The organism is Carboxydothermus hydrogenoformans Z-2901 (genome assembly GCF_000012865.1).
GTDB lineage: Bacteria > Bacillota > Z-2901 > Carboxydothermales > Carboxydothermaceae > Carboxydothermus > Carboxydothermus hydrogenoformans.
In genome coordinates, this window is sequence record NC_007503.1 from 287,989 (window position 1) to 306,908 (window position 18,920).

At 43.6% G+C, this 18,920-nt stretch carries 22 protein-coding genes and 1 other annotated feature (1 of these 23 running past the window's edge); all 22 genes read left to right on the forward strand.

The genetic code is table 11. From position 1 onward, the window contains the following. Window positions 1-99, forward strand: a binding site (T-box leader); it begins 125 nt to the left of the window's first position. 57 nt (window positions 100-156) lie between these two features. The 22 genes from CHY_RS01490 to CHY_RS01590 all read left to right on the forward strand — a co-directional run bounded on the left by CHY_RS01490 (window position 157) and on the right by CHY_RS01590 (window position 18,863). Then, window positions 157-2,793 carry a valine--tRNA ligase gene (locus CHY_RS01490; RefSeq protein WP_011343273.1) on the forward strand — a complete coding sequence of 879 codons (2,637 nt, stop codon included), beginning with the start codon at window positions 157-159 and terminating at the stop codon, window positions 2,791-2,793. Then, window positions 2,783-4,081, forward strand: a complete 1,299-nt coding sequence (locus CHY_RS01495) for a bifunctional folylpolyglutamate synthase/dihydrofolate synthase (RefSeq protein WP_011343274.1) — start codon at window positions 2,783-2,785, stop codon at window positions 4,079-4,081. Before CHY_RS01490 ends, CHY_RS01495 begins: the two co-directional genes overlap by 11 nt. Window positions 4,082-4,222: 141 nt before the next feature. Continuing rightward, the gene (locus tag CHY_RS01500; protein WP_011343275.1) at window positions 4,223-5,821 is read left to right on the forward strand and encodes a spore germination protein; all 1,599 of its coding nucleotides are present in this window, start codon (window positions 4,223-4,225) and stop codon (window positions 5,819-5,821) included. After that, window positions 5,818-6,975, forward strand: a complete 1,158-nt coding sequence (locus CHY_RS01505) for a Ger(x)C family spore germination protein (RefSeq protein WP_011343276.1) — start codon at window positions 5,818-5,820, stop codon at window positions 6,973-6,975. Before CHY_RS01500 ends, CHY_RS01505 begins: the two co-directional genes overlap by 4 nt. A gap of 13 nt (window positions 6,976-6,988) precedes the next feature. Further along, window positions 6,989-7,204 carry a hypothetical protein gene (locus CHY_RS01510; protein WP_034541430.1) on the forward strand — a complete coding sequence of 72 codons (216 nt, stop codon included), beginning with the start codon at window positions 6,989-6,991 and terminating at the stop codon, window positions 7,202-7,204. Between the two features lie 163 nt (window positions 7,205-7,367). Next, entirely contained in the window at window positions 7,368-7,994 is a 627-nt protein-coding gene (locus tag CHY_RS01515; RefSeq protein ID WP_011343278.1) for a redox-sensing transcriptional repressor Rex, read from the forward strand. 95 nt (window positions 7,995-8,089) lie between these two features. Beyond that, window positions 8,090-8,650, forward strand: a complete 561-nt coding sequence (locus CHY_RS01520) for a Maf family protein (RefSeq protein ID WP_011343279.1) — start codon at window positions 8,090-8,092, stop codon at window positions 8,648-8,650. Further along, complete coding sequence (gene radC / locus CHY_RS01525) at window positions 8,650-9,330, forward strand: RadC family protein (RefSeq protein WP_011343280.1); 681 nt, start codon at window positions 8,650-8,652, stop codon at window positions 9,328-9,330. Before CHY_RS01520 ends, radC begins: the two co-directional genes overlap by 1 nt. A 15-nt stretch (window positions 9,331-9,345) precedes the next feature. Then, window positions 9,346-10,392 (forward strand): rod shape-determining protein, encoded by a 1,047-nt coding sequence (locus CHY_RS01530; RefSeq protein WP_011343281.1) that lies wholly within the window; start codon window positions 9,346-9,348, stop codon window positions 10,390-10,392. Between the two features lie 5 nt (window positions 10,393-10,397). Further along, window positions 10,398-11,219 (forward strand): rod shape-determining protein MreC, encoded by an 822-nt coding sequence (gene mreC / locus CHY_RS01535; RefSeq protein ID WP_011343282.1) that lies wholly within the window; start codon window positions 10,398-10,400, stop codon window positions 11,217-11,219. A gap of 17 nt (window positions 11,220-11,236) precedes the next feature. After that, entirely contained in the window at window positions 11,237-11,722 is a 486-nt protein-coding gene (gene mreD / locus CHY_RS01540; protein WP_011343283.1) for a rod shape-determining protein MreD, read from the forward strand. Continuing rightward, a complete protein-coding gene (gene mrdA / locus CHY_RS01545; RefSeq protein ID WP_162485045.1) occupies window positions 11,719-13,704 on the forward strand; it encodes a penicillin-binding protein 2 in 1,986 nt (661 codons plus the stop codon). The genes mreD and mrdA overlap by 4 nt, the downstream gene beginning before the upstream one ends. 68 nt (window positions 13,705-13,772) lie before the next feature. Beyond that, window positions 13,773-14,153, forward strand: a complete 381-nt coding sequence (gene minC, locus CHY_RS01550) for a septum site-determining protein MinC (protein WP_041537607.1) — start codon at window positions 13,773-13,775, stop codon at window positions 14,151-14,153. 13 nt (window positions 14,154-14,166) lie between these two features. Continuing rightward, window positions 14,167-14,961, forward strand: a complete 795-nt coding sequence (gene minD, locus CHY_RS01555; RefSeq protein WP_011343287.1) for a septum site-determining protein MinD — start codon at window positions 14,167-14,169, stop codon at window positions 14,959-14,961. A gap of 30 nt (window positions 14,962-14,991) precedes the next feature. Then, window positions 14,992-15,258, forward strand: coding sequence for a cell division topological specificity factor MinE (minE, locus tag CHY_RS01560; protein WP_011343288.1), 267 nt, complete (start codon window positions 14,992-14,994; stop codon window positions 15,256-15,258). A 389-nt stretch (window positions 15,259-15,647) separates the two neighbouring features. Beyond that, window positions 15,648-15,854 (forward strand): hypothetical protein, encoded by a 207-nt coding sequence (locus tag CHY_RS01565; protein WP_028051547.1) that lies wholly within the window; start codon window positions 15,648-15,650, stop codon window positions 15,852-15,854. Between the two features lie 46 nt (window positions 15,855-15,900). Continuing rightward, entirely contained in the window at window positions 15,901-16,113 is a 213-nt protein-coding gene (locus CHY_RS01570) for a hypothetical protein (RefSeq protein WP_011343290.1), read from the forward strand. Window positions 16,114-16,147: 34 nt separating this feature from the next. Further along, on the forward strand, window positions 16,148-16,348 hold the full coding sequence (locus CHY_RS01575; protein WP_011343291.1) for a hypothetical protein: 201 nt from the start codon (window positions 16,148-16,150) through the stop codon (window positions 16,346-16,348). A gap of 12 nt (window positions 16,349-16,360) precedes the next feature. After that, window positions 16,361-16,528: a hypothetical protein gene (locus tag CHY_RS13100; protein ID WP_011343292.1), complete on the forward strand. Its 168-nt coding sequence runs from the start codon at window positions 16,361-16,363 to the stop codon at window positions 16,526-16,528. 18 nt (window positions 16,529-16,546) lie between these two features. Further along, a complete protein-coding gene (locus CHY_RS12565; protein WP_011343293.1) occupies window positions 16,547-17,425 on the forward strand; it encodes a cytochrome c3 family protein in 879 nt (292 codons plus the stop codon). Then, complete coding sequence (locus CHY_RS01585; RefSeq protein WP_011343294.1) at window positions 17,415-18,107, forward strand: formate dehydrogenase subunit gamma; 693 nt, start codon at window positions 17,415-17,417, stop codon at window positions 18,105-18,107. Before CHY_RS12565 ends, CHY_RS01585 begins: the two co-directional genes overlap by 11 nt. Before the next feature lie 135 nt (window positions 18,108-18,242). After that, entirely contained in the window at window positions 18,243-18,863 is a 621-nt protein-coding gene (locus CHY_RS01590) for a NapC/NirT family cytochrome c (RefSeq protein ID WP_011343296.1), read from the forward strand. Window positions 18,864-18,920 lie beyond the last annotated feature (57 nt).

Here is an 18,920-nt window from a genome sequence, read left to right on the forward strand (position 1 = left end):
CCTTTCACCGGGTTATGCCCGTTATAGCTATAAAGTGCCGGGAGCGTTGTATCCCGGAAGCAAGGTGGTACCGCGGAAAGTGCCTCTTTCGCCCTTGGGTGAAAGGGGCTTTTTCTATAATGGTTGATATGATACAACATAAAGAGAAAAGGAGGAATGACGGTGACCTTACCTTCGGTTTATTCTCCCCAGGAAGTGGAAAGAAAATGGTATAAATACTGGGAGGAAAATGGCTTTTTCCATACCGAACCCGATGAACGGGAACCTTTTTGTATTGTTATGCCACCGCCCAATGTTACCGGTCAGCTTCACATGGGGCACGCCCTGGATAACACCATGCAGGATATCCTTGCCCGTTACAAAAGAATGCAGGGTTTTAATACCCTCTGGCTTCCGGGAACCGACCATGCGGGGATTGCCACCCAGGCTAAAGTAGAGGAAGAACTGCGAAAAGAAGGACTTACCAAAGATGATTTGGGCCGGGAAAAGTTTTTAGAAAGGGTTTGGGCCTGGAAAGAAAATTACGGTAACCGCATAACCGAACAGCTTAGAACCCTCGGGGCTTCGTGCGACTGGAAACGGGAACGTTTTACCCTGGATGAAGGTTGCTCCGAGGCGGTAAAAGAGGTATTTTTGCGCCTTTATGAAAAAGGGCTTATATACCGGGACTACTACATTACCAACTGGTGTCCCCACTGTAAAACCACTATTTCCGATATTGAAGTAGAGCATCTGGAAAGAGAAGGAAAACTTTACTATATTAACTATCCTCTGGAAGACGGCAGCGGCTATCTTACCGTAGCAACTACCCGGCCGGAGACCATGTTAGGCGATACGGCAGTAGCGGTCCATCCGGAAGATGAGCGGTACCGGGAGCTAATCGGCAAAAACGTGATTTTACCTCTGGTAAACCGGCCGATACCGGTTATAGCCGATGAGTATGTGGATAAGGAGTTTGGCACCGGAGCGGTGAAGATTACTCCGGCCCACGATCCCAACGATTTTGAAGTGGGACTTCGGCATAAGCTGCCGCAGGTAGTAGTTTTAGATGACGATGCGGTAATGAATGAAAACGCCGGAAAGTACCGGGGGCTTGACCGGTATGAGGCGCGTAAGAAAATAGTTGAAGATTTAAAAGATTTGGGCCTTCTCGTTAAGGAGGAAGAGATAACACACTCTGTTGGTCATTGTTACCGTTGCGATACGGTTATCGAACCGCGGCTTTCCAAACAGTGGTTTGTCAAAATGAAGCCTCTGGCGGAGCCGGCCATAGAAGCGGCTTTAACGGGAAAAGTGAAGTTTGTGCCGGAACGCTTTACCAAAATTTATCTTAACTGGCTGTATAACATCCGGGACTGGTGCATTTCCCGGCAGCTCTGGTGGGGTCACCGGATTCCCGTATGGTACTGTGACGAATGCGGTGAAGTTATCCCTTCCCGGGAAGAAGTAAAAAGCTGTCCTAAATGCCAGAGTACCAAGGTCCATCAGGACCCCGATGTGCTGGATACCTGGTTTTCTTCGGCTCTCTGGCCTTTTTCCACCCTGGGCTGGCCCCAAAATACCGAAGAGCTGAAGTACTACTATCCAACCTCGGTTCTGGTTACCGGCCGGGATATTATCTTCTTCTGGGTGGCCCGGATGCTTTTCATGGGCCTGGAATTCATGAAAGAAGTACCTTTTAAGGAAGTTTTAATCCACGGTCTTGTTTTAGATGCCCAGGGGAGAAAAATGAGTAAGTCCCTGGGTAACGGGGTTGATCCGGTAGAAGTTATTGCAAGCCACGGAGCCGATAGCTTAAGGTTTATGCTGGTAACCGGCAACACTCCCGGAAATGATTTAAGATTTCACTTTGAGCGACTGGATGGGGCCCGAAACTTTGCCAATAAACTCTGGAACGCTTCCCGCTTTGTGTTAATGAATCTCGAAGGATTTACTCCTCAGGGAATAAAGCAAGAAGAGCTTACCTTAGCGGATCGCTGGATTTTAGCACGGTTAAACGCTGTAATTGACAGGGTAACTGCTTTTTTGGACGAGTATGAGTTAGGGGAAGCGGCCCGGGAACTGTACGAGTTTATCTGGGATGAGTTTTGCGATTGGTATGTGGAGCTTACCAAGCCCCGTTTATACGGGAAAATGCCCGGTGGGGATACCGCCCGGGAAGTGCTGTATGCGGTTTTAAAGACTACCCTGGAGTTACTCCATCCCTTTATGCCGTTTATTACCGAAGAAATCTGGCAAAGACTTCCCCATGAAGGAAAGACGATAATGCTGGCGCCCTGGCCGAAAGGACGGGCGGATTATGAAAATCCCGAGGCGGTTAAACAAATGAGCAGCTTAATGGAGGTTATCCGGGAAATAAGAAGGCTTAGGGCTGAGGTTAACGTCCCACCCGCCAAGCGCGGTGAAGTTATTTTAGTGACTGCGGACGAACAATTAACCCGCTTACTTAACGAAAACGCCTGGGCAATAGCAGCTTTAGCCCAAAGCGAACCACGGGTTGTTCCGAAGATGGAGGTGCCGCAGGGAGCTTTAACCGGAGTTGCGGCAGGAGTGACTATTTATTTACCGCTTAAGGACCTAATTGACCTGGAAAAGGAAAAAGAGCGGCTTAATAAAGAGCTCAAAAAAGTTCTGGCGGAAATCGAACGGCTTAATCAGAAGTTAAATAATCCTGGATTTTTAGCTAAAGCTCCGGCAGAAGTGGTCAATAAAGAGCGGGAAAAGCTAACGGCCTTTTACCGGGAAAAGGAAGTCTTGGAACAAAGGATAGGGATGCTTTCCCATGAACTATAACGAAGCGCTGGAATTTTTAAGTAACCTTACCAAATTTGGAATTAATTTGGGTTTAGGGAGGATTTCTGAACTTTTAAAAAGGCTTGGCAATCCGCAGGAAAAGGTAAAGGTAGTTCACATCGGTGGAACAAACGGTAAGGGGTCGGTTTGTTCGTTAACGGCTTCGGTGTTGGCGGAGGCGGGGTATAAAACGGGGCTTTTTACCTCGCCCCACCTTTCCCGGTATACCGAACGCTATAAAATAAACGGTAAAGAAATTTCGCCGGAAAGGGTTTCTCAGCTGGTGACGGAAATAAGACCGTTACTTTTGGCGATGGTAGAGGAAGGTTTTGAACATCCTACCGAGTTTGAAGTGTCCACGGCGATGGCTTTTAAGTATTTTGCCGAAGAGGAAGTTGATTTTGTGGTTTTAGAAGTAGGACTGGGAGGCTTAATTGATTCTACCAATGTGGTTTCCCGTCCGGAAGTTGTGGCGATTACCAATGTGGGAATGGACCATATGGATTATCTGGGAAATACCATTACCGAAATTGCCCGGGTTAAGGCGGGGATAATAAAGCCGGGAGTGCCGGTGGTAACCGCGGCAACAGGGGAGGCTCTGGAAGTTATCAAAGAGGTAGCAAAAGAGAAAAACAGTCCCCTTTTGGATGTTAATAAGGACATCGTTTTAAATTTAAAAGAAAAAAGCTTAAAAGGGCAGGTTTTTGACCTTATTTACCGGGGTGAAACCTATCCAGAGATAAAAATCCGCCTTTTAGGAGCCCATCAGCTTTTAAATGCCAAAACTTCTTTTGGTATTCTTAATATCCTGCGGGAAAAATATAACATACCGGTGGAAGCAATTTACCGGGGATTTAGCAACGCCACCTGGTCGGGGCGTTTTGAGTATATTCCGGGAAATCCGCCGGTACTTCTCGATGGGGCGCACAATCACGATGGAGTTAGAGCTTTAAGGCAAGCTTTTACTGACTATTTTCCCGGTGTAAAGCCGGTACTGCTCCTGGGAGTTTTAGCCGATAAAGAGCGGGAAAAAGTGGTGGCGGAGCTTTTAGATTTACCCTTAGAAGTGGTAGTGACCCGACCGCCAACTCCCCGAGCAGGAGATATCACCGTCTTAGCAAGGCTTTTTAAAGAAAAAGGGGTTAGGGTGAAGGTTATCGAAGAACCGACCGAAGCTTTATCTTACGGCCTGGAAATTGCGCAAGAATACCAAACCCTCTTATTAATTACCGGTTCCCTTTATATGATTGGCGAAATCCGCCCTTTACTTTTGCAGGATAGAGATTAGACGGGCTTTTGCCCGTTTTTTCTTTTTTATTTGTGAAGGTATAGCTGTTTTTACCGACCACTGACCACCGACGACTTACGACCGTTAATGCATATTCTTTTCGCTTTTCCTCAATACTATAAAGAGGAAAGGAGGGACAAAATGGGATTATGGGTAAAAATTACAAAAATTTTTAAGGGTAAGGGAAACAGTTCATCTTTTAAAGAAGAAAAGCCAACCAGGCTTTCGCAGTATAAAGAAAAAAAGTTTTCCGGTAAAGTGGAGGTAGATGTTGGTGAAATAAAAAAAATCCTCGGTAATCCTTCGGATCTTTTAATAAGGGAGTTTAGCTATTACGGGGTTGCGGCGGCGGCGGTAATGATTGATGGTTTGGTGGATAAAATGGTGGTTATTGATGGGATTTTAAAGCCTTTGATGGTTGAAGCCAAAATTGCCCGGGAAAAGCCCGCTGACCCTTATAAAAGTTTGAAAGAAGAAATGCTGGCTATTGCGGAAATTAAAGAGGTTCAAACCCTGGACGAGTTTCTGCTGGCGGTGCTGTCCGGTGAAGTCGGGCTTCTTCTGGAAAATTGTTCGGTGGCCCTTTTGGCCAGCGCCAAGGGCTGGGCAAGCCGGTCGGTGACCGAGCCGATGAATGAAGTGGTGGTGCGGGGCCCGCAGGAAGGTTTTACCGAAACTATCCGGGTAAATACAACCTTAATCCGGCGGCGGGTCCGTTCGCCCTACCTCCGGTTTGAAGCTTTAAAAATCGGGCGGATTTCCCAGACCGATGTGGTAATAGCGTATCTCGAAGACATTGCTAATCCCCAAATTGTGGAGGAAGTACGGAATAGGCTTTCCCGGATTGATGTGGATGCTATTTTAGAAAGCGGTTATATTGAAGAGTTTATAGAGGACGATCCCTTTAACATCTTTCCCCAGATTAAACATACCGAGCGACCCGATAAAGCGGTAGCGGATTTGTTAGAGGGAAAGGTGGTAATTTTAACCGACGGAACTCCTTTAGCCTTGATAGTACCGGCTACCTTTCCCGAGTTCTTTCAAGCGGCGGAAGATTATTATGAAAAATATTTCATCGGAAACTTTTTACGCTTAATTCGCGTTTTAGCTTTTTTTATTGCTATGTTTTTACCTTCCCTTTACATTGCTATTATTACCTATCACCAGGAAATGATTCCAACGGAACTTTTAATAAATATCTGGGCTTCCCGCTCGGGCGTACCTTTTCCTGCTTTTGTTGAAGCGTTAATTATGGAGATTGCCTTTGAAGCTCTCAGGGAAGCGGGGGTGCGCCTGCCGCGTCCCGTTGGTCAGGCGGTGAGTATCGTTGGAGCATTAATAATCGGGCAGGCGGCAGTTGAAGCGGGAATTGTATCTACTTCCATGGTTATTACCGTTGCCATTACCGGAATTGCTTCCTTTGCCATTCCGGCTTTTAACATGGCCGTAGCGGCCCGGATTTACCGCTTTGGGATGATGGTTTTAGCGGCAACTTTTGGCATGTTCGGACTGATGATGGGCTTTATCCTTTTAGTTATCATGCTTTGCAATACCCGTTCCTTTGGCGTTCCTTACCTGGCCCCGATAGCACCCTTAAGCATTCCCGACCAGCGGGACGTTGTTGTAAGATTGCCCCGGTGGCTTATGGTCAAGAGGCCCAAACACTTTCGTCCACTGGATGAGCGGCGGATAAAAGAAGGATTAAGACCGGGCTTTCCGAAAGGGGAAAAAAGGAGATGAAAAGAACCTTAGCGGCTTTGTTAATTATCGGGCAAATTTTCTTTTTTGGCTGTTGGAGCAGAATGGAATTAGAAGATTTAGCAATTGTGCAGGGCGTAGGGGTGGATGAAAATAAAAAAGGTTTAAAAAAAGACCGGTACTTATTTTCGGTGCAGGTGGTCAATCCCAGCGCTCTTACCAGTAAGGGAGGTGGCGGTGGAGAAAAGCCTTACGTCATAAGACTTATTAGCGGCGAACTTTTTTTTACCTCTTTGCGGGAACTTAATATGGAAACGGCTTTACGCCTGTATTATGCCCACAACCGGGTGATACTTATTTCTGAAGATGTAGCCCGGCGCGGTTTAAAAAACCTTTTGGATTTTTTTGAGAGAAACCCGCAGTTTCGCCGGGATAATTACGTATTAATAGTTCAGGGTAAGGCTGTTGATGTTTGGGATGGGTTTTCTGGTCTGGTAAAGGTTCCGGCAATAGCTATCTATGATTTAGCTCAAAAGTCGTATCTTACTGCGGAAGCAGGGATTATCGAATTAGGGGATTTTATAGAACTGTTGGAAGAGGAAGGAGTGGACCCTTACGCTCCGGGGGTAAAGATTTTGACCAAGAAGGGACGGAAAGATATTCGGGTATTTCAAACGGCTCTTTTTAAAAACGACAAGTTGGCGGGCTGGCTTGATGAAAAACAGTCTCGGGGTTTGCTGATTGTTACCAACAAAGTGAAAGGCGGGATTACTGATGTTACTAACCCCTTTAATCCCGAAGACAAGCTTTCGGTAGAATTGGAAAGGTCAAAAACCCAGTGGGAACTGAAAGTGTTTGAAGATAAACCTGTTGTGAAACTTAAGGTGGAAACAGAAGGGATTATAACCGAGGCCCAGAACGGCCTTGATTTTAGTAAAAAGGAAACTTTTCAAAAATTAAATCGGGAGTATGCCAAATCGGTCCGCCGCGATATTTTGGCGTTTATTAATAAAACCAAGGAAATTGGCGCAGATCCTGCCGGTTTTGGCCGTTTTATCTACCGGGAAAACCCCGGGCTCTGGCAGGAGTTAAAAGATGACTGGGAGGAGGAAATTAAAAATTTGACGATAGAGGTAAAGGTTCAAGCTAAAATTGTTAGAACAGGGATGACAACCGCTTCAATTAAACCCCAGTAGGGTGGTGGTTTTCTTGGCATATCTTGTGGTAGGGTTATATTTGCTGATATTGGGTGTTTTTGGCTATCCCCTCCTGCGGGATAGGGAATACCGGGAATTAACCGTATTTTCCGTTTTAATGTTAATTTCCTTTTATTACGTATTAGCGGTTATGCTGGATTGGCCCTTAATAAATCCTGCTTTACCGGTTATGAAAATTGGTAAAATTATTAGCGGTTTCTTTAAATAATTTTTGATAGTTTTTGGCTTTTTTCTTTAAATAAAAAATTTGAGTATATAAAGGTAATTTTTTTGGAACAAGGAGAATTACCTATAAAAAACTTTTATTATTAAGGGTTATTGTTTATTTTTTTTTCTTTGTGTTATAATTCACCTATAAGGAGGGGAGCGGCATGAAAGGCTTTAAAATTCCAGAAGCTACGATTTCAAGGCTTTCGGTATACTCCCGCTATCTGGAAAACCTGTACCGTAAAGGCATTACTACCGTGTCTTCGGCGGACATTGCCCAGGGGGTAGGGGTAACTTCAGCTCAGGTCAGAAAAGATCTTGCTTATTTCGGAGAATTTGGTACCCGGGGAGTTGGCTACAACGTTAAGGAACTTTTAGACCATACTTTAAAAATTTTAGGATTAAATAATACCTGGAATATGGTAGTGGTGGGCGCTGGAAATCTCGGCTCAGCTCTTTGTGCTTACCGGGGCTTTAGAGAGAGAGGTTTTTACATAGTAGGGGTTTTTGATAACGATTTGACCAAAATTGGCAAAAAAATTAACGAATACGAAGTTTTACCGATTGACAAGTTAGAAGAAGTGGTCAGGGAAAACAACGTGGAGATTGGAATTATTGCCGTTCCGGCTGCTTATGCCCAGGATGTCGCTACCCGCTTGGTAAAAGCGGGGGTAAAGGGGATCCTGAACTTTGCCCCGACGGTTTTAAACGTTCCCGATAAAGTTATCGTTAGAAGCGTGGACCTAACGGTTAATTTAGAAGTTCTAACCTTTAATATTCGCCGCGACTAAGACCCTGGTGTTTACCGGGGTTTTTTGTTTGAAAAAAGTAATTGCATGGGTTTTACAAAGATGATAAACTTTTTGTGAAAGAAGGGGGATTTTGCTTGAAAATCTACTTGGCTTCGAAATCACCGCGCCGGCAGGAGTTATTAAAAAAAATTTACAGCCGGTTTGAAATAATTCCGCCGGAGGTAAAGGAAGAGGTTTATTCGTTAAATCCCATGGAATTGGCGCTTACTCTTTCCCGCCAAAAAGCCGAGAATGTGGCTGCAAAAATAAAGGAAGGAGTCATCATTGCTGCCGATACGGTGGTAGCGGTAGAGGGAAAAGTATTGGGTAAACCCCGGGATGAAGAAGAGGCTTATTTCATGTTAAAAACCCTGTCCGGGCGGGAACACGAAGTTTATACCGGAGTAACTTTAATGGAACTGCCGCAAAAACGGGAAAAAAGTTTTGTAGAGGTTACTAAAGTCTGGTTTTACCCTTTAACCGATGAAGAAATAAAAAGTTACATAGATTCCCGGGAGCCCTTTGACAAAGCGGGGGCTTACGGCATACAGGGCAAAGGTGCTCTTTTTGTGGCAAAAATTGAAGGATGTTATTTTAATGTGGTGGGGCTTCCGGTGGCCCGATTGTATCGTGAGCTTAGAGAGTGGGGATATTAATGGGGGAGAAAATTAAAAACCTGCCGGAAGAGCTAAGACCCCGGGAGCGGCTTTTACGCCATGGACCGGAAAGTTTAAACCCGGCGGAGCTCCTGGCGGTGCTCCTTGGAAGCGGTACGCCCCAGGAAAACGCTCTGGAATTGGCGTTACGGCTTTTAACTACTTTTGGCGGGTTAAAGGGGCTAATAGAGGTGCATCCCGAACAGTTAAAAAGCTTTAAAGGAATTGGCCAGGCCAAAGCAGCAAAACTTTTAGCGGCTTTGGAATTAGCCCGGCGCTATTATGAGCTCACCGGTGAAAATAAGCTAAATTTTTTAAATCCCGATGATGTGTATAATTATCTAAGATACAAAATAGGCCACAAAAAGCAGGAACAAGTGGTGGTGTTATATTTAAATACCAAAAACCAGCTTTGTGGTGAAAATATAGTTGCCATTGGCGGCGTAAATCATGCGGGGGTGTCGCCGGGAGATATTTTTCGGGAAGCGGTGAAAATTGGTGCCTATGCGGTAATTATTGCCCATAATCATCCCAGCGGCGACCCGACTCCCAGCAAAGAAGACATAGATTTTACCGGCCGGGTGAAAAAGGCGTCCGAAATTTTAGGAATTAAACTCTTAGATCATATAATTCTCGGAGAAAATAAATATATCAGTATGAAAGCCGAGCGGTTATTTTAGAAAGGGGAAGTTAAGATGGCCTTTAAATTTGGATTGGTAGCAAAGGATTTAGGCATTGACCTGGGAACTGCCAACTCTCTTGTATACGTAAAAGGGCGGGGCGTAGTTTTGTTAGAACCTTCGGTGGTGGCTATTAGAAAGGAAACGGGGCAAGTGCTGGCGGTAGGCAACGAAGCCAAGCAGATGATTGGCCGGACTCCGGGGAATATTGTGGCTATCCGGCCGATGAAAGACGGAGTTATTGCAGATTTTGACATTACATATAACATGTTAAAACATTTTATTAACAAGGCTTTAGGCGATAAGACTTATTTAATTAAGCCCAACGTGGTGGTATGTGTGCCTTCAGGAGCCACAGCGGTGGAAGAAAGGGCAATCAGGGATGCGGCTTTGGCCGCTGGAGCCAGGGAAGCGTATTTAATTGAAGAGCCAATGGCTGCAGCGATTGGAGCGGGACTACCGGTGGAAGAACCTACCGGCAATCTTATCGTTGACATCGGCGGAGGTACCACCGAAGTTGCGGTAATTTCTTTTGGGGGGATAGTAACCAGCCAGTCCTTAAGAATTGCCGGGGATGAAATGGATGAAGCGATTATTAATCACATTAAGAAAACCTACAATTTAATGATTGGCGAGCGTACGGCGGAAGAAATTAAAATTAACATTGGATCCGCTTATCCTCAGGATACGGTTACCACTTATGAGGTAAAGGGCCGGGATTTAATTACCGGGCTGCCGCGAACAATTGAAGTGAGTTCCGAGGAAATTTATAAAGCTTTAAAAGAACCGGTTTCGGCCATTGTGGAGGCCATAAAAGCTACTTTGGAGAAGACGCCTCCGGAACTGGCGGCAGACATCATGGACCGCGGGATTATGCTGGCAGGGGGAGGCTCATTACTAAAAGGTCTTGATAAGTTAATAAGTGCCGAAACCCACATGCCGGTCCACGTGGCGGAAGAGCCGATGTATTGCGTAGCTTACGGTACCGGCAAAGCTTTGGAAAACCTCAATGTTTTAAGAAATGTTTTAAAGACCCCTAAAAAATCCATAAAAGAGGCGTGATATAGTTGGCTAAGAGGTACTGGGGCAAGACTCTTTTAATTGGGGTATTGCTGGCGGTGCTCCTCCTGTCTCTTGCCCGCTATACAACCAAACAGCTTCCCTTTTTTTCCGAAGTTAAATCCGGACTTAAAGACTTGACTTACCCTATTGCCCGGGCGGTTAGTTTTCTCTGGGATGGGGTTGGCAATGTTACCCAATACTTTAAGGATATTAATGAGCTAAGGCGGGAAAAAGATAGACTTCTTCAGGAAAATACTGCTTTAAAATACCAGTTAAATCGCTTACAAGAAGTAGAGAGGGAAAATCTGCGGCTTAAAGCACTGCTGGGCTACAGTCGGGAACACCCAAATTTTAAACTTATTGTGGCCAAAATTATCGAGCGGGACCCGGCAAGCTGGTATAAGTCTTTTACGGTTAATCAGGGAAAAAGTTCTGGGATCAGGAAAGATATGCCGGTTTTGGACCAAAACGGTTTGGTTGGCCGGATGATGAATGTGGCCGCTTTAAACGGTGAAGTATTGCTAATTACCGACCCACGGAGCAGTGTGGCGGCGGTCACTTATCCGGGAAGGGTGCCGGGGATAATAAAAGGAACGGCTTTATCCTCCGAGCTTATTATGGATAACATTCCGTTAAATCTTGAAGTTCGTACCGGAGAGAAGGTGCTTACCTCCGGTCAGGGAGGAGTATTTCCCGCAGGTATACCTATCGGGTACGTTGTAAGTGTAACCAAAGATCCATCGGGGTTGGTGCAGGTGGCGAAAGTTCGTCCTTACGTTGATTTTGACCGGTTAGAGGAAGTATTTATTTTAAAAGGCAGTCGTTAACACCTGGGGGCAATGGTATGTCTAATCTAAAGGCTATGCTGTATTTTTTATTTTTTTATATAATAGCCCAAACGGTTTTTAGCCGGCTGGCGGTAAATGGAGTAAAGCCGGACTTAATCTTAATTTTAACGGTAATTTTAAGCTTTTTATATGGTCCCCCCAGGGGGGCCTTTTTCGGTATGCAGGGAGGTCTTATTGAAGACCTCTTTACCGGCCACTTTATCGGGCTTAATACTTTGGTAAAAATGGTTACCGGTTTTTTGGCAGGGGTGTTAGAAGGAAAAATTTATCCGGAAAACTGGTGGTTCCCTGGGGTCATTGTTTTTGTTTTAACTTTTGTTAAGGATTTTCTTTACGTAGCTTTTTTAAATCTCTTGGGTATAAATATTGCCCTCACCGAGGCCTTTGGCAGGATAATGCCCGTAGAGGCGTTATACAATTTTTTCCTAACACCCGTCTTTTATTTCTTTTTTTACCGCGCCGTTAGGGGGAATAAGCCTTGAGAAAGAACATTAAAGCCAATTTAGGCTGGATGGGTGTGGTGGTAACGTTTTTCCTGTTTATTTTATGGGGAAGGCTTTTTTATCTTCAAGTATACGCTACGGCCAAATATCAGACCTTGGCCCGCAAAAACGCCATCAGGATAATTGATGTTAAAGCCCCCCGGGGAGAAATATTGGACCGGAATGGCAAAAAAATAGTTACCAATAAAGCCGTTTATACCGTTTCTTTACTGTTTACCGGCTTAAAAAATGCCGATGTAATTTTACCCAAACTTGCGCAAATCCTTCAGGTTTCCGAAGAGGAACTGCGGTTAAAAATTAAAAACTCTAAAGCACGGCCGTATGAACCGATTCGTTTAGCTACCGATGTTCCCTGGGAGGTGGTAGCGAAAATTGAAGAGAGAAGGTACGAACTTCCGGGAGTTACGGTAAGCATCGAGCCCGCCCGGGATTATCCTTACGGTAATTTATTGGCTCACGTGGTGGGATATATTCAGGAGATAAAAGATACCCAGCTAAAAGAGCATCAGGCCGAAGGATACAAGTTGGGGGATATGTTCGGACAAACGGGCTTAGAGAGTTTTTATGAATCGGTTTTGCGCGGAAAAAATGGTGGTCGGGAAATTGAAGTGGATGCCAAGGGCAATCCTGTCCGGGACTTAGGGATAAAAACCCGACCGGAGCAGGGTAATTCCTTAGTTTTAACAATTGATGTAGACCTGCAAAAAGCTGCGGAAGAAAGTTTGAAAAAAACCATTGCAGCGCTGCAAAATCGTTATCCCGATGCCAGAGCGGGTGCGGTAGTGGCCCTTGATGTGAGAAGCGGGGAAGTGCTGGCCATGGCCAGTTACCCCACTTTTGATCCGGCGGCTTTTCCCAAGGGGTTAACCCAAAAGCAGGTGGATGAGTACATAAGGAATCCCGATCGGCCGCTTTATAATCGCGCGGTATCAGCTACCTATCCTCCAGGCTCCACCTTTAAAATGGTCACCGGCATGGCTGCCCTCTTAAATCGGGTAACTACTCCTTCCGAAACAATTTTCGATCCTGGTTACTACAAACTGGGAAACCGTGCTTTTAAAGATTGGAACCCAAGGGGCCACGGGGTTGTAAACTTTGTTAAAGCCATTAAAGAGTCTTGCAACGTTTATTTTTGGACGATGGCCCGGCGGCTGGGAGTAGAAAAAATTGTGGAAGTGGGTAAACAATTTGGTTTGGGAATGATGACAGGCATAGACCTTCCCGGGGAGAGTTCGGGACTTTTACCGACTCCCGAGTGGAAAAAGGAAACCAATACTGCCATTATCGAGAAAAATTTAAAGCCTAAAATAGATAAAATAAAAAGTGATTACGAGCAAAGAATAGCCCGGGCTAAAACTTCCGAGGAGAAAAAGCGGTTGGAGGCGGAACGGGACAAAAAAATTCAGGCAATTAACCGGCAAATTGAAATTTACCGCTGGGAAACCGAGTGGCAGCAGTATGATACGCTTAATATGGCCATCGGTCAGGGTTATAACAATTATACCCTTTTGCAGCTTGCCAATTATGTAGCCATGATAGCCAATGGGGGAATTCGTTACCAACCTCATTTGGTAAAAAAAGTTTTGGACAATCGGGGAAAGGTTATAGAGGAGGTAAAACCCAGGGTTTTAAGTAAAGCAAAGATCCCCGAGAATATTTTAAATTACGTGCGGCAGGGGATGCGGGAAGTAACGATGCCCGGGGGAACTGCCGGAGGAGTGTTTGCAGGATTTCCGGTAGCGGTGGCGGCAAAAACCGGAACAGCTCAGGTTTTCGGTAAAGACGATCACGGCTTGTTCGTGGCGTATGCCCCTTTTGAAAATCCCCGAATTGCAGTTGCGGCCATTATTGAACATGGCGGTCATGGTGGTTCTTCGGCAGGTTTGGTGGCCAGGGATGTTTTAGCGGCGTATTTTAAGGTGCCAAAAGTAAATACCAGGGTTTTTGGCCCGGTGGAATAAGAGCAGGAATTTTTCCAAAGATGTAGAATACATCAACTTAGCTAATTTTAAAGAAAAGGTGCTTTACGATGTTGAGAGGAGAGTTTTTCTTAGAAAATACTTTGCTGATAGATAAAACCTTACGTTCCGGGCAAAAGGTAAATTATGCTGGAAACGTGGTAGTCCTTGGGGATATAAATCCCGGAGCAGAAGTGGTAGCGGCCGGGAGCATTATCGTTCTGGGGACGGTCAGGGGAGTGGTTCACGCCGGCGCTGAAGGTTTTAAAAAAGCGGTGGTCTTAGCTTTTAAGCTCTTACCAACTCAACTTCGCATAGCTGATCATATTACCCGACCGCCGGAAGATGAAAAAATAACCAAAGACAATTTTAGCCCGGAAATTGCCCTTATTAAAGACGGGATGGTAGTTATTGAAAGCTACGAAGGGAACCTTGGAAAGCTTTTAAAATAAAAGGAGGAAGATTATGGGGGAAGCAATTGTCATTACCTCGGGAAAGGGAGGCGTCGGTAAAACGACGACTACCGCCAATCTGGGTACAGCTTTAGCGATGATGGGCCAGAAAGTGGTTTTGGTGGATACGGATATAGGTTTACGAAATCTTGATGTGGTTTTGGGGTTGGAAAACCGGATTGTTTATGACTTAGTTGATGTTGTCCACGGAAATTGCCGTTTAAAGCAAGCGCTTATCAAAGATAAACGTTTAGAAGGGTTGTATCTTTTGCCGGCGGCGCAAACCAAGGATAAGACGGCAGTAAGTCCCGAACAAATGCGGAATTTGGTTAGTGATCTTAAAAAGGAGTTTGATTATGTTTTAATTGATTGTCCGGCGGGAATCGAGCAGGGATTTAAAAACGCGGTAGCTGGAGCCGATCGGGGAATTGTGGTAACTACTCCGGAAGTATCGGCGGTCCGGGATGCGGACCGCATAATCGGTTTACTGGAAGCTGAGGGGATTAATAATCCCCGGCTTATAATTAACCGTATTCGTCCCAAGATGGTTCGGACGGGAGATATGATGGGAATCGAAGATATTATCGAAATTTTGGCTATTGACCTTTTAGGGGTTATTCCCGATGATGAAACTATTATCGTAACTACCAATAAAGGCGAGCCGGCCGTCTATGACCAGAACTCCCGGGCGGGCCAGGCTTTCCGGAATATTGCCCGGCGGATAATGGGTGAAGAGGTTCCGCTGATGAACTTAGAGGAAGAAGGGTTCTTCAGCAAGGTTAAAAAGTTGTTCGGTATCAACCGCTAAGGGGAGGGGACGGCCGTGCTGGAAATTTTAATGAAACTGTTTGGGAAGGAACAGCAAAACAGCAAAACCATGGCGAAAGAACGCCTTAGACTGGTTTTAGTTCAGGATAGGACCAATGTTTCACCCGAGCTCTTACAAAATTTAAAAGAGGATTTAATTGCTGTCATTACCAAATACATGGAAATTGACGAAAAAGCTCTGGAAGTAAATATCGATAGTCATGAAGACCAGGTAGCGCTTATTGCCAATATACCGATTAAAAACGTTAAAAGAAGTGTCCGGGTTCAAACCAATTAGCGAAATAATTTGCGAGATAATTAGCATATCTAAGAAAAGCGAAAAATATTGAGAATAAATAACAAGCACTGTAATATTTTCGGTTTTACAACCCAAAATAAATGTGTTAATTTTTTAACGGAAAAAACAGAAAAAATTAGGTATTGTTGTTATTATTCCTGCATATTTTATACTAAGAAAAGTAAATAAGAGGAAAAAGTCCCGAGACTTTAAAGTCCAGAGGCCAGCAGTAAAAAATGCTGGCTTTTTTTGCCAGCATTTTGTGTTTTCAGTTAAAATTAACTCTATTACTGCTGCCGTAATTTTTTAGCTAACTTTGTGCTTTTTGTAACTAATTTATATAGTTAGGATACATTTAGAGCTAATACAGTTTAGGGAGGGGGATGAAGGTGGTGGATTTACGATGTAACTGTGGAAAAATTGTTTGTCAGGTTGAAGGAAGTATGATTATCATTAAGTGCCGTCATTGTAAACAGTATGTTTACCTTTATTTTGACGGCGCGAAGATTCGAAGGGTAAATCCTGGCAGGCAATTTTCCCAAAATTTAATACCACCTTCCAGTCCGGAGGCTTTTAGCCCAGAGGCCAGCGTTTAAAACGCTGGCCTTTTGCTTTATTTTGCAAAAGAAAGGGGGGAAAAATATGTTGATGGCAGTTATTGGGCTTCTCCTAATTATTGCTACTTTTGTGTTTTGCGAGTGCGGACTATGGTATTTTATTTTCTATCATGAAAAAAAACCCTTTACCCCAGGATATATAGCTTTGTCCCTAACTACTGGTTTTTTGGCCTTTATTGCCATGGTTTTGGTGCTATACTTTATAATTTATCCGCCAAACATTATGACGTGGTTTTAAGAAAAACTCATTTTCGGTAAACGAGGTGTTAATTATGGTAATTTTTTTGTTTTGGCTTTTGGTGATAACGATTAGCGTTTTTTCCTTTTCCTTAAGCTATTATTTGTTTTTCTTTAAAGTTAAACGGGAATTAACCGGTTTTAAGCGTGGAATTTTAACCTTAATGGTTGGTCTTTTACTTTTTGCTTTAATATTTACCGCGGTGATGTTTGTAGTTTGGCCACCAGTAATTTAAGGAGGAGGAGCGATGAGCGAACGGGAGAAAAATCCAGGGGAACCGGAAGCGATTCGGTGCCGGTGTAAAAAAATTGTTGCTCAAAAAAATAAAGAGGAGATTATCATTAAATGCCGTTTTTGTAAACGAAGAGTAGTGATTTCGGTCCGGGAAATTAACGGGATTAGTTATACCGATTAAAGAGGAGGGGAGTAGCGGATGTTCGATAGAAGAATTATAATGTTTTTTTTCCTAATTTTTTGGCTTTTTTGGATTCCCAATGTGGCCTTGGCTGATAAAAATAAAGAAAATTTAAAAGGTAATGAAGAATGTTTAAAATGTCACGGGGCGGTTGGTTTAAAAATGGAGTGGGAGGGGGTTAATATTTCTCTTTACGTTGATTCCGGAAAATATCGCGACTCAATGCATGGAACCAATAAGTGTCAATCCTGTCATCCTGGATTTAACTCTTATCCGCACCCTAATGTCAAAAGTCGTCAACAATTTTTGCAGGAAATTAATGACAGATGTAAAAACTGTCACGATTATATTCTAAAAACCTTTAAGGGATCGGTTCATGACCGGAAAGACGTATATTGTTTTTCCTGCCATACGGCCCATACCATTTTTAGGGGAACTGATCCGCGCGCGTCTACTTACCGCAATAACATTGTAAAAACCTGTAGCCAGTGTCATAAAGGGAATGTTTTGAAAAGCTATCAAGAAAGTTTTCACGGTAAGGCTGTAGCTTTGGGCAGTAAAACTGCCGCTACCTGTACCGATTGCCATGGAAAACACAATATTTTTACCAAAACCGATTCTCGTTCCCTTACCAACCCGGCGAATGTTCCTAACACTTGTGCCCGTTGTCACGTTTTTCCCCGCAAAAATTTTGCCCGGGGGGCCGAGCACTTTGTGAAAACATCAACGGGAAACGGTAAAGTGGTTTATTATACGGAGAAGTTTTTTGTCTGGCTAACAATTTCCGTGGTGACTTTAACTTTAATCCACATTGAAATGGAATTATATCGACGATACAAAAAGATTAGAGAGCAGAAAGCCTTAGAGGTGACAGGGGGGGAAAGCTATGACCGGTAGGACTTATGAAAGGTTTAACATTCATCATCGGATACAGCATATTATGATGTTTGTAAGCTTTTTTATCTGTACCTTTACCGGGTTAGCGATTAAATACGAGCAAAGCAATTATGCTAAGGTTTTTACAAAACTGGTTGGAGGATTTGAAAATCTTTTAGTTTTGCACTTAGTCGGTGCTGTTATTATGCTCATCGGCAGTTGCTTGTATCACCTTTTGTACCTTTTAATCTATGTTATTGTAACTAAGAAAGTCTCTTTTGAAGCTCTACCGACGCTAAAAGATTTTAAAGATCTTTACCAAAATCTTAAATACTTTTTAGGTTTATCACCGGAAAAGCCGCAATTCACCCGCTTTTCTTATAAAGAAAAATTTGATTATTGGGCGGTATTTTGGGGGATTTTCATTATCGGTGGTTCTGGACTTATGATGTGGTTCCCTGACGTAGCCGCAAAATATTTTCCCCGAACAGTTATCGATGCTGCTCGAGCAGCTCACAGCGATGAGGCAATTTTAGCTATTGTGGTAATTTTTACCTGGCATTTCTTTAACGTTCATTTTAATCCTGACTTTTTCCCGGGAAATCTCGTTTGGTTTCATGGCAAATTAACCGAAGAACAAATGGAAGAGGAGCATCCTTTGGAACTTAAAAAATTAAAAGAAGTTCGGGGCAAGGAGGGGTAGAAATGGCAACAGGAAAATTCAAAAATAACACCTTTTTAATCCTGTTAGAAATGCTTTTTTACTTTGGAGTATTAATTTGGTTTTTAAGTTACTATTTACCTCTTGGACTCCATTAACGGGAAAGGGGTGCTTGCTTTGAATTGGAAAAAGGTATGGGGTGTAATTACCTTCGTGCTATTATTTACGGTGTTTAGCTTTTTTTGTTACAGCTATGTATCGGTGACTTTTGAGCGAAAAATAAATGACCCAGAGTTTTGTGTAAGCTGCCACGAAATGAAATACGCTTATTATAGCTGGAAAGCAACTAGCCATAGTACTGTTAATTGTCTTAGCTGTCATGAAAACCCGGATTTATTTAAAATGGTTTATCGGCATCGGGTTTTAAAGCCTAGCGGCCAAGTCATAAAGAAGATAGTGGTTCAGGATCAAAAGTGTGAAAAATGCCACCTGAGAAATCGAAAAATTACTCCTTCCTGGGACTTAAAAGATCCCCATCCAATTCACTTTCAAAAAGGCCTATATTGTGTAGATTGTCATTATAATGTAGCCCACGGTAAAGCTAATTTTCCGGAAAAAAGTGAATGGACCACCTATTATAATGATGCTATTCTCAAAAAGATTTCTACTTTTACTTCTAGGCAAAATCAGGTGGATAAAGGTGTCTGTAATAAATGCCATAATGGGAAAATGGCGTCGAAGACGTGCGATACCTGTCACATCCAAAGTAGTAGCAAAATAGATTTGGCTTCTAAATAAATTACGGCTTTTAGGCCGTTTCTTTTTTTATGAGCAAAAGTTTGGTATAATTAAACG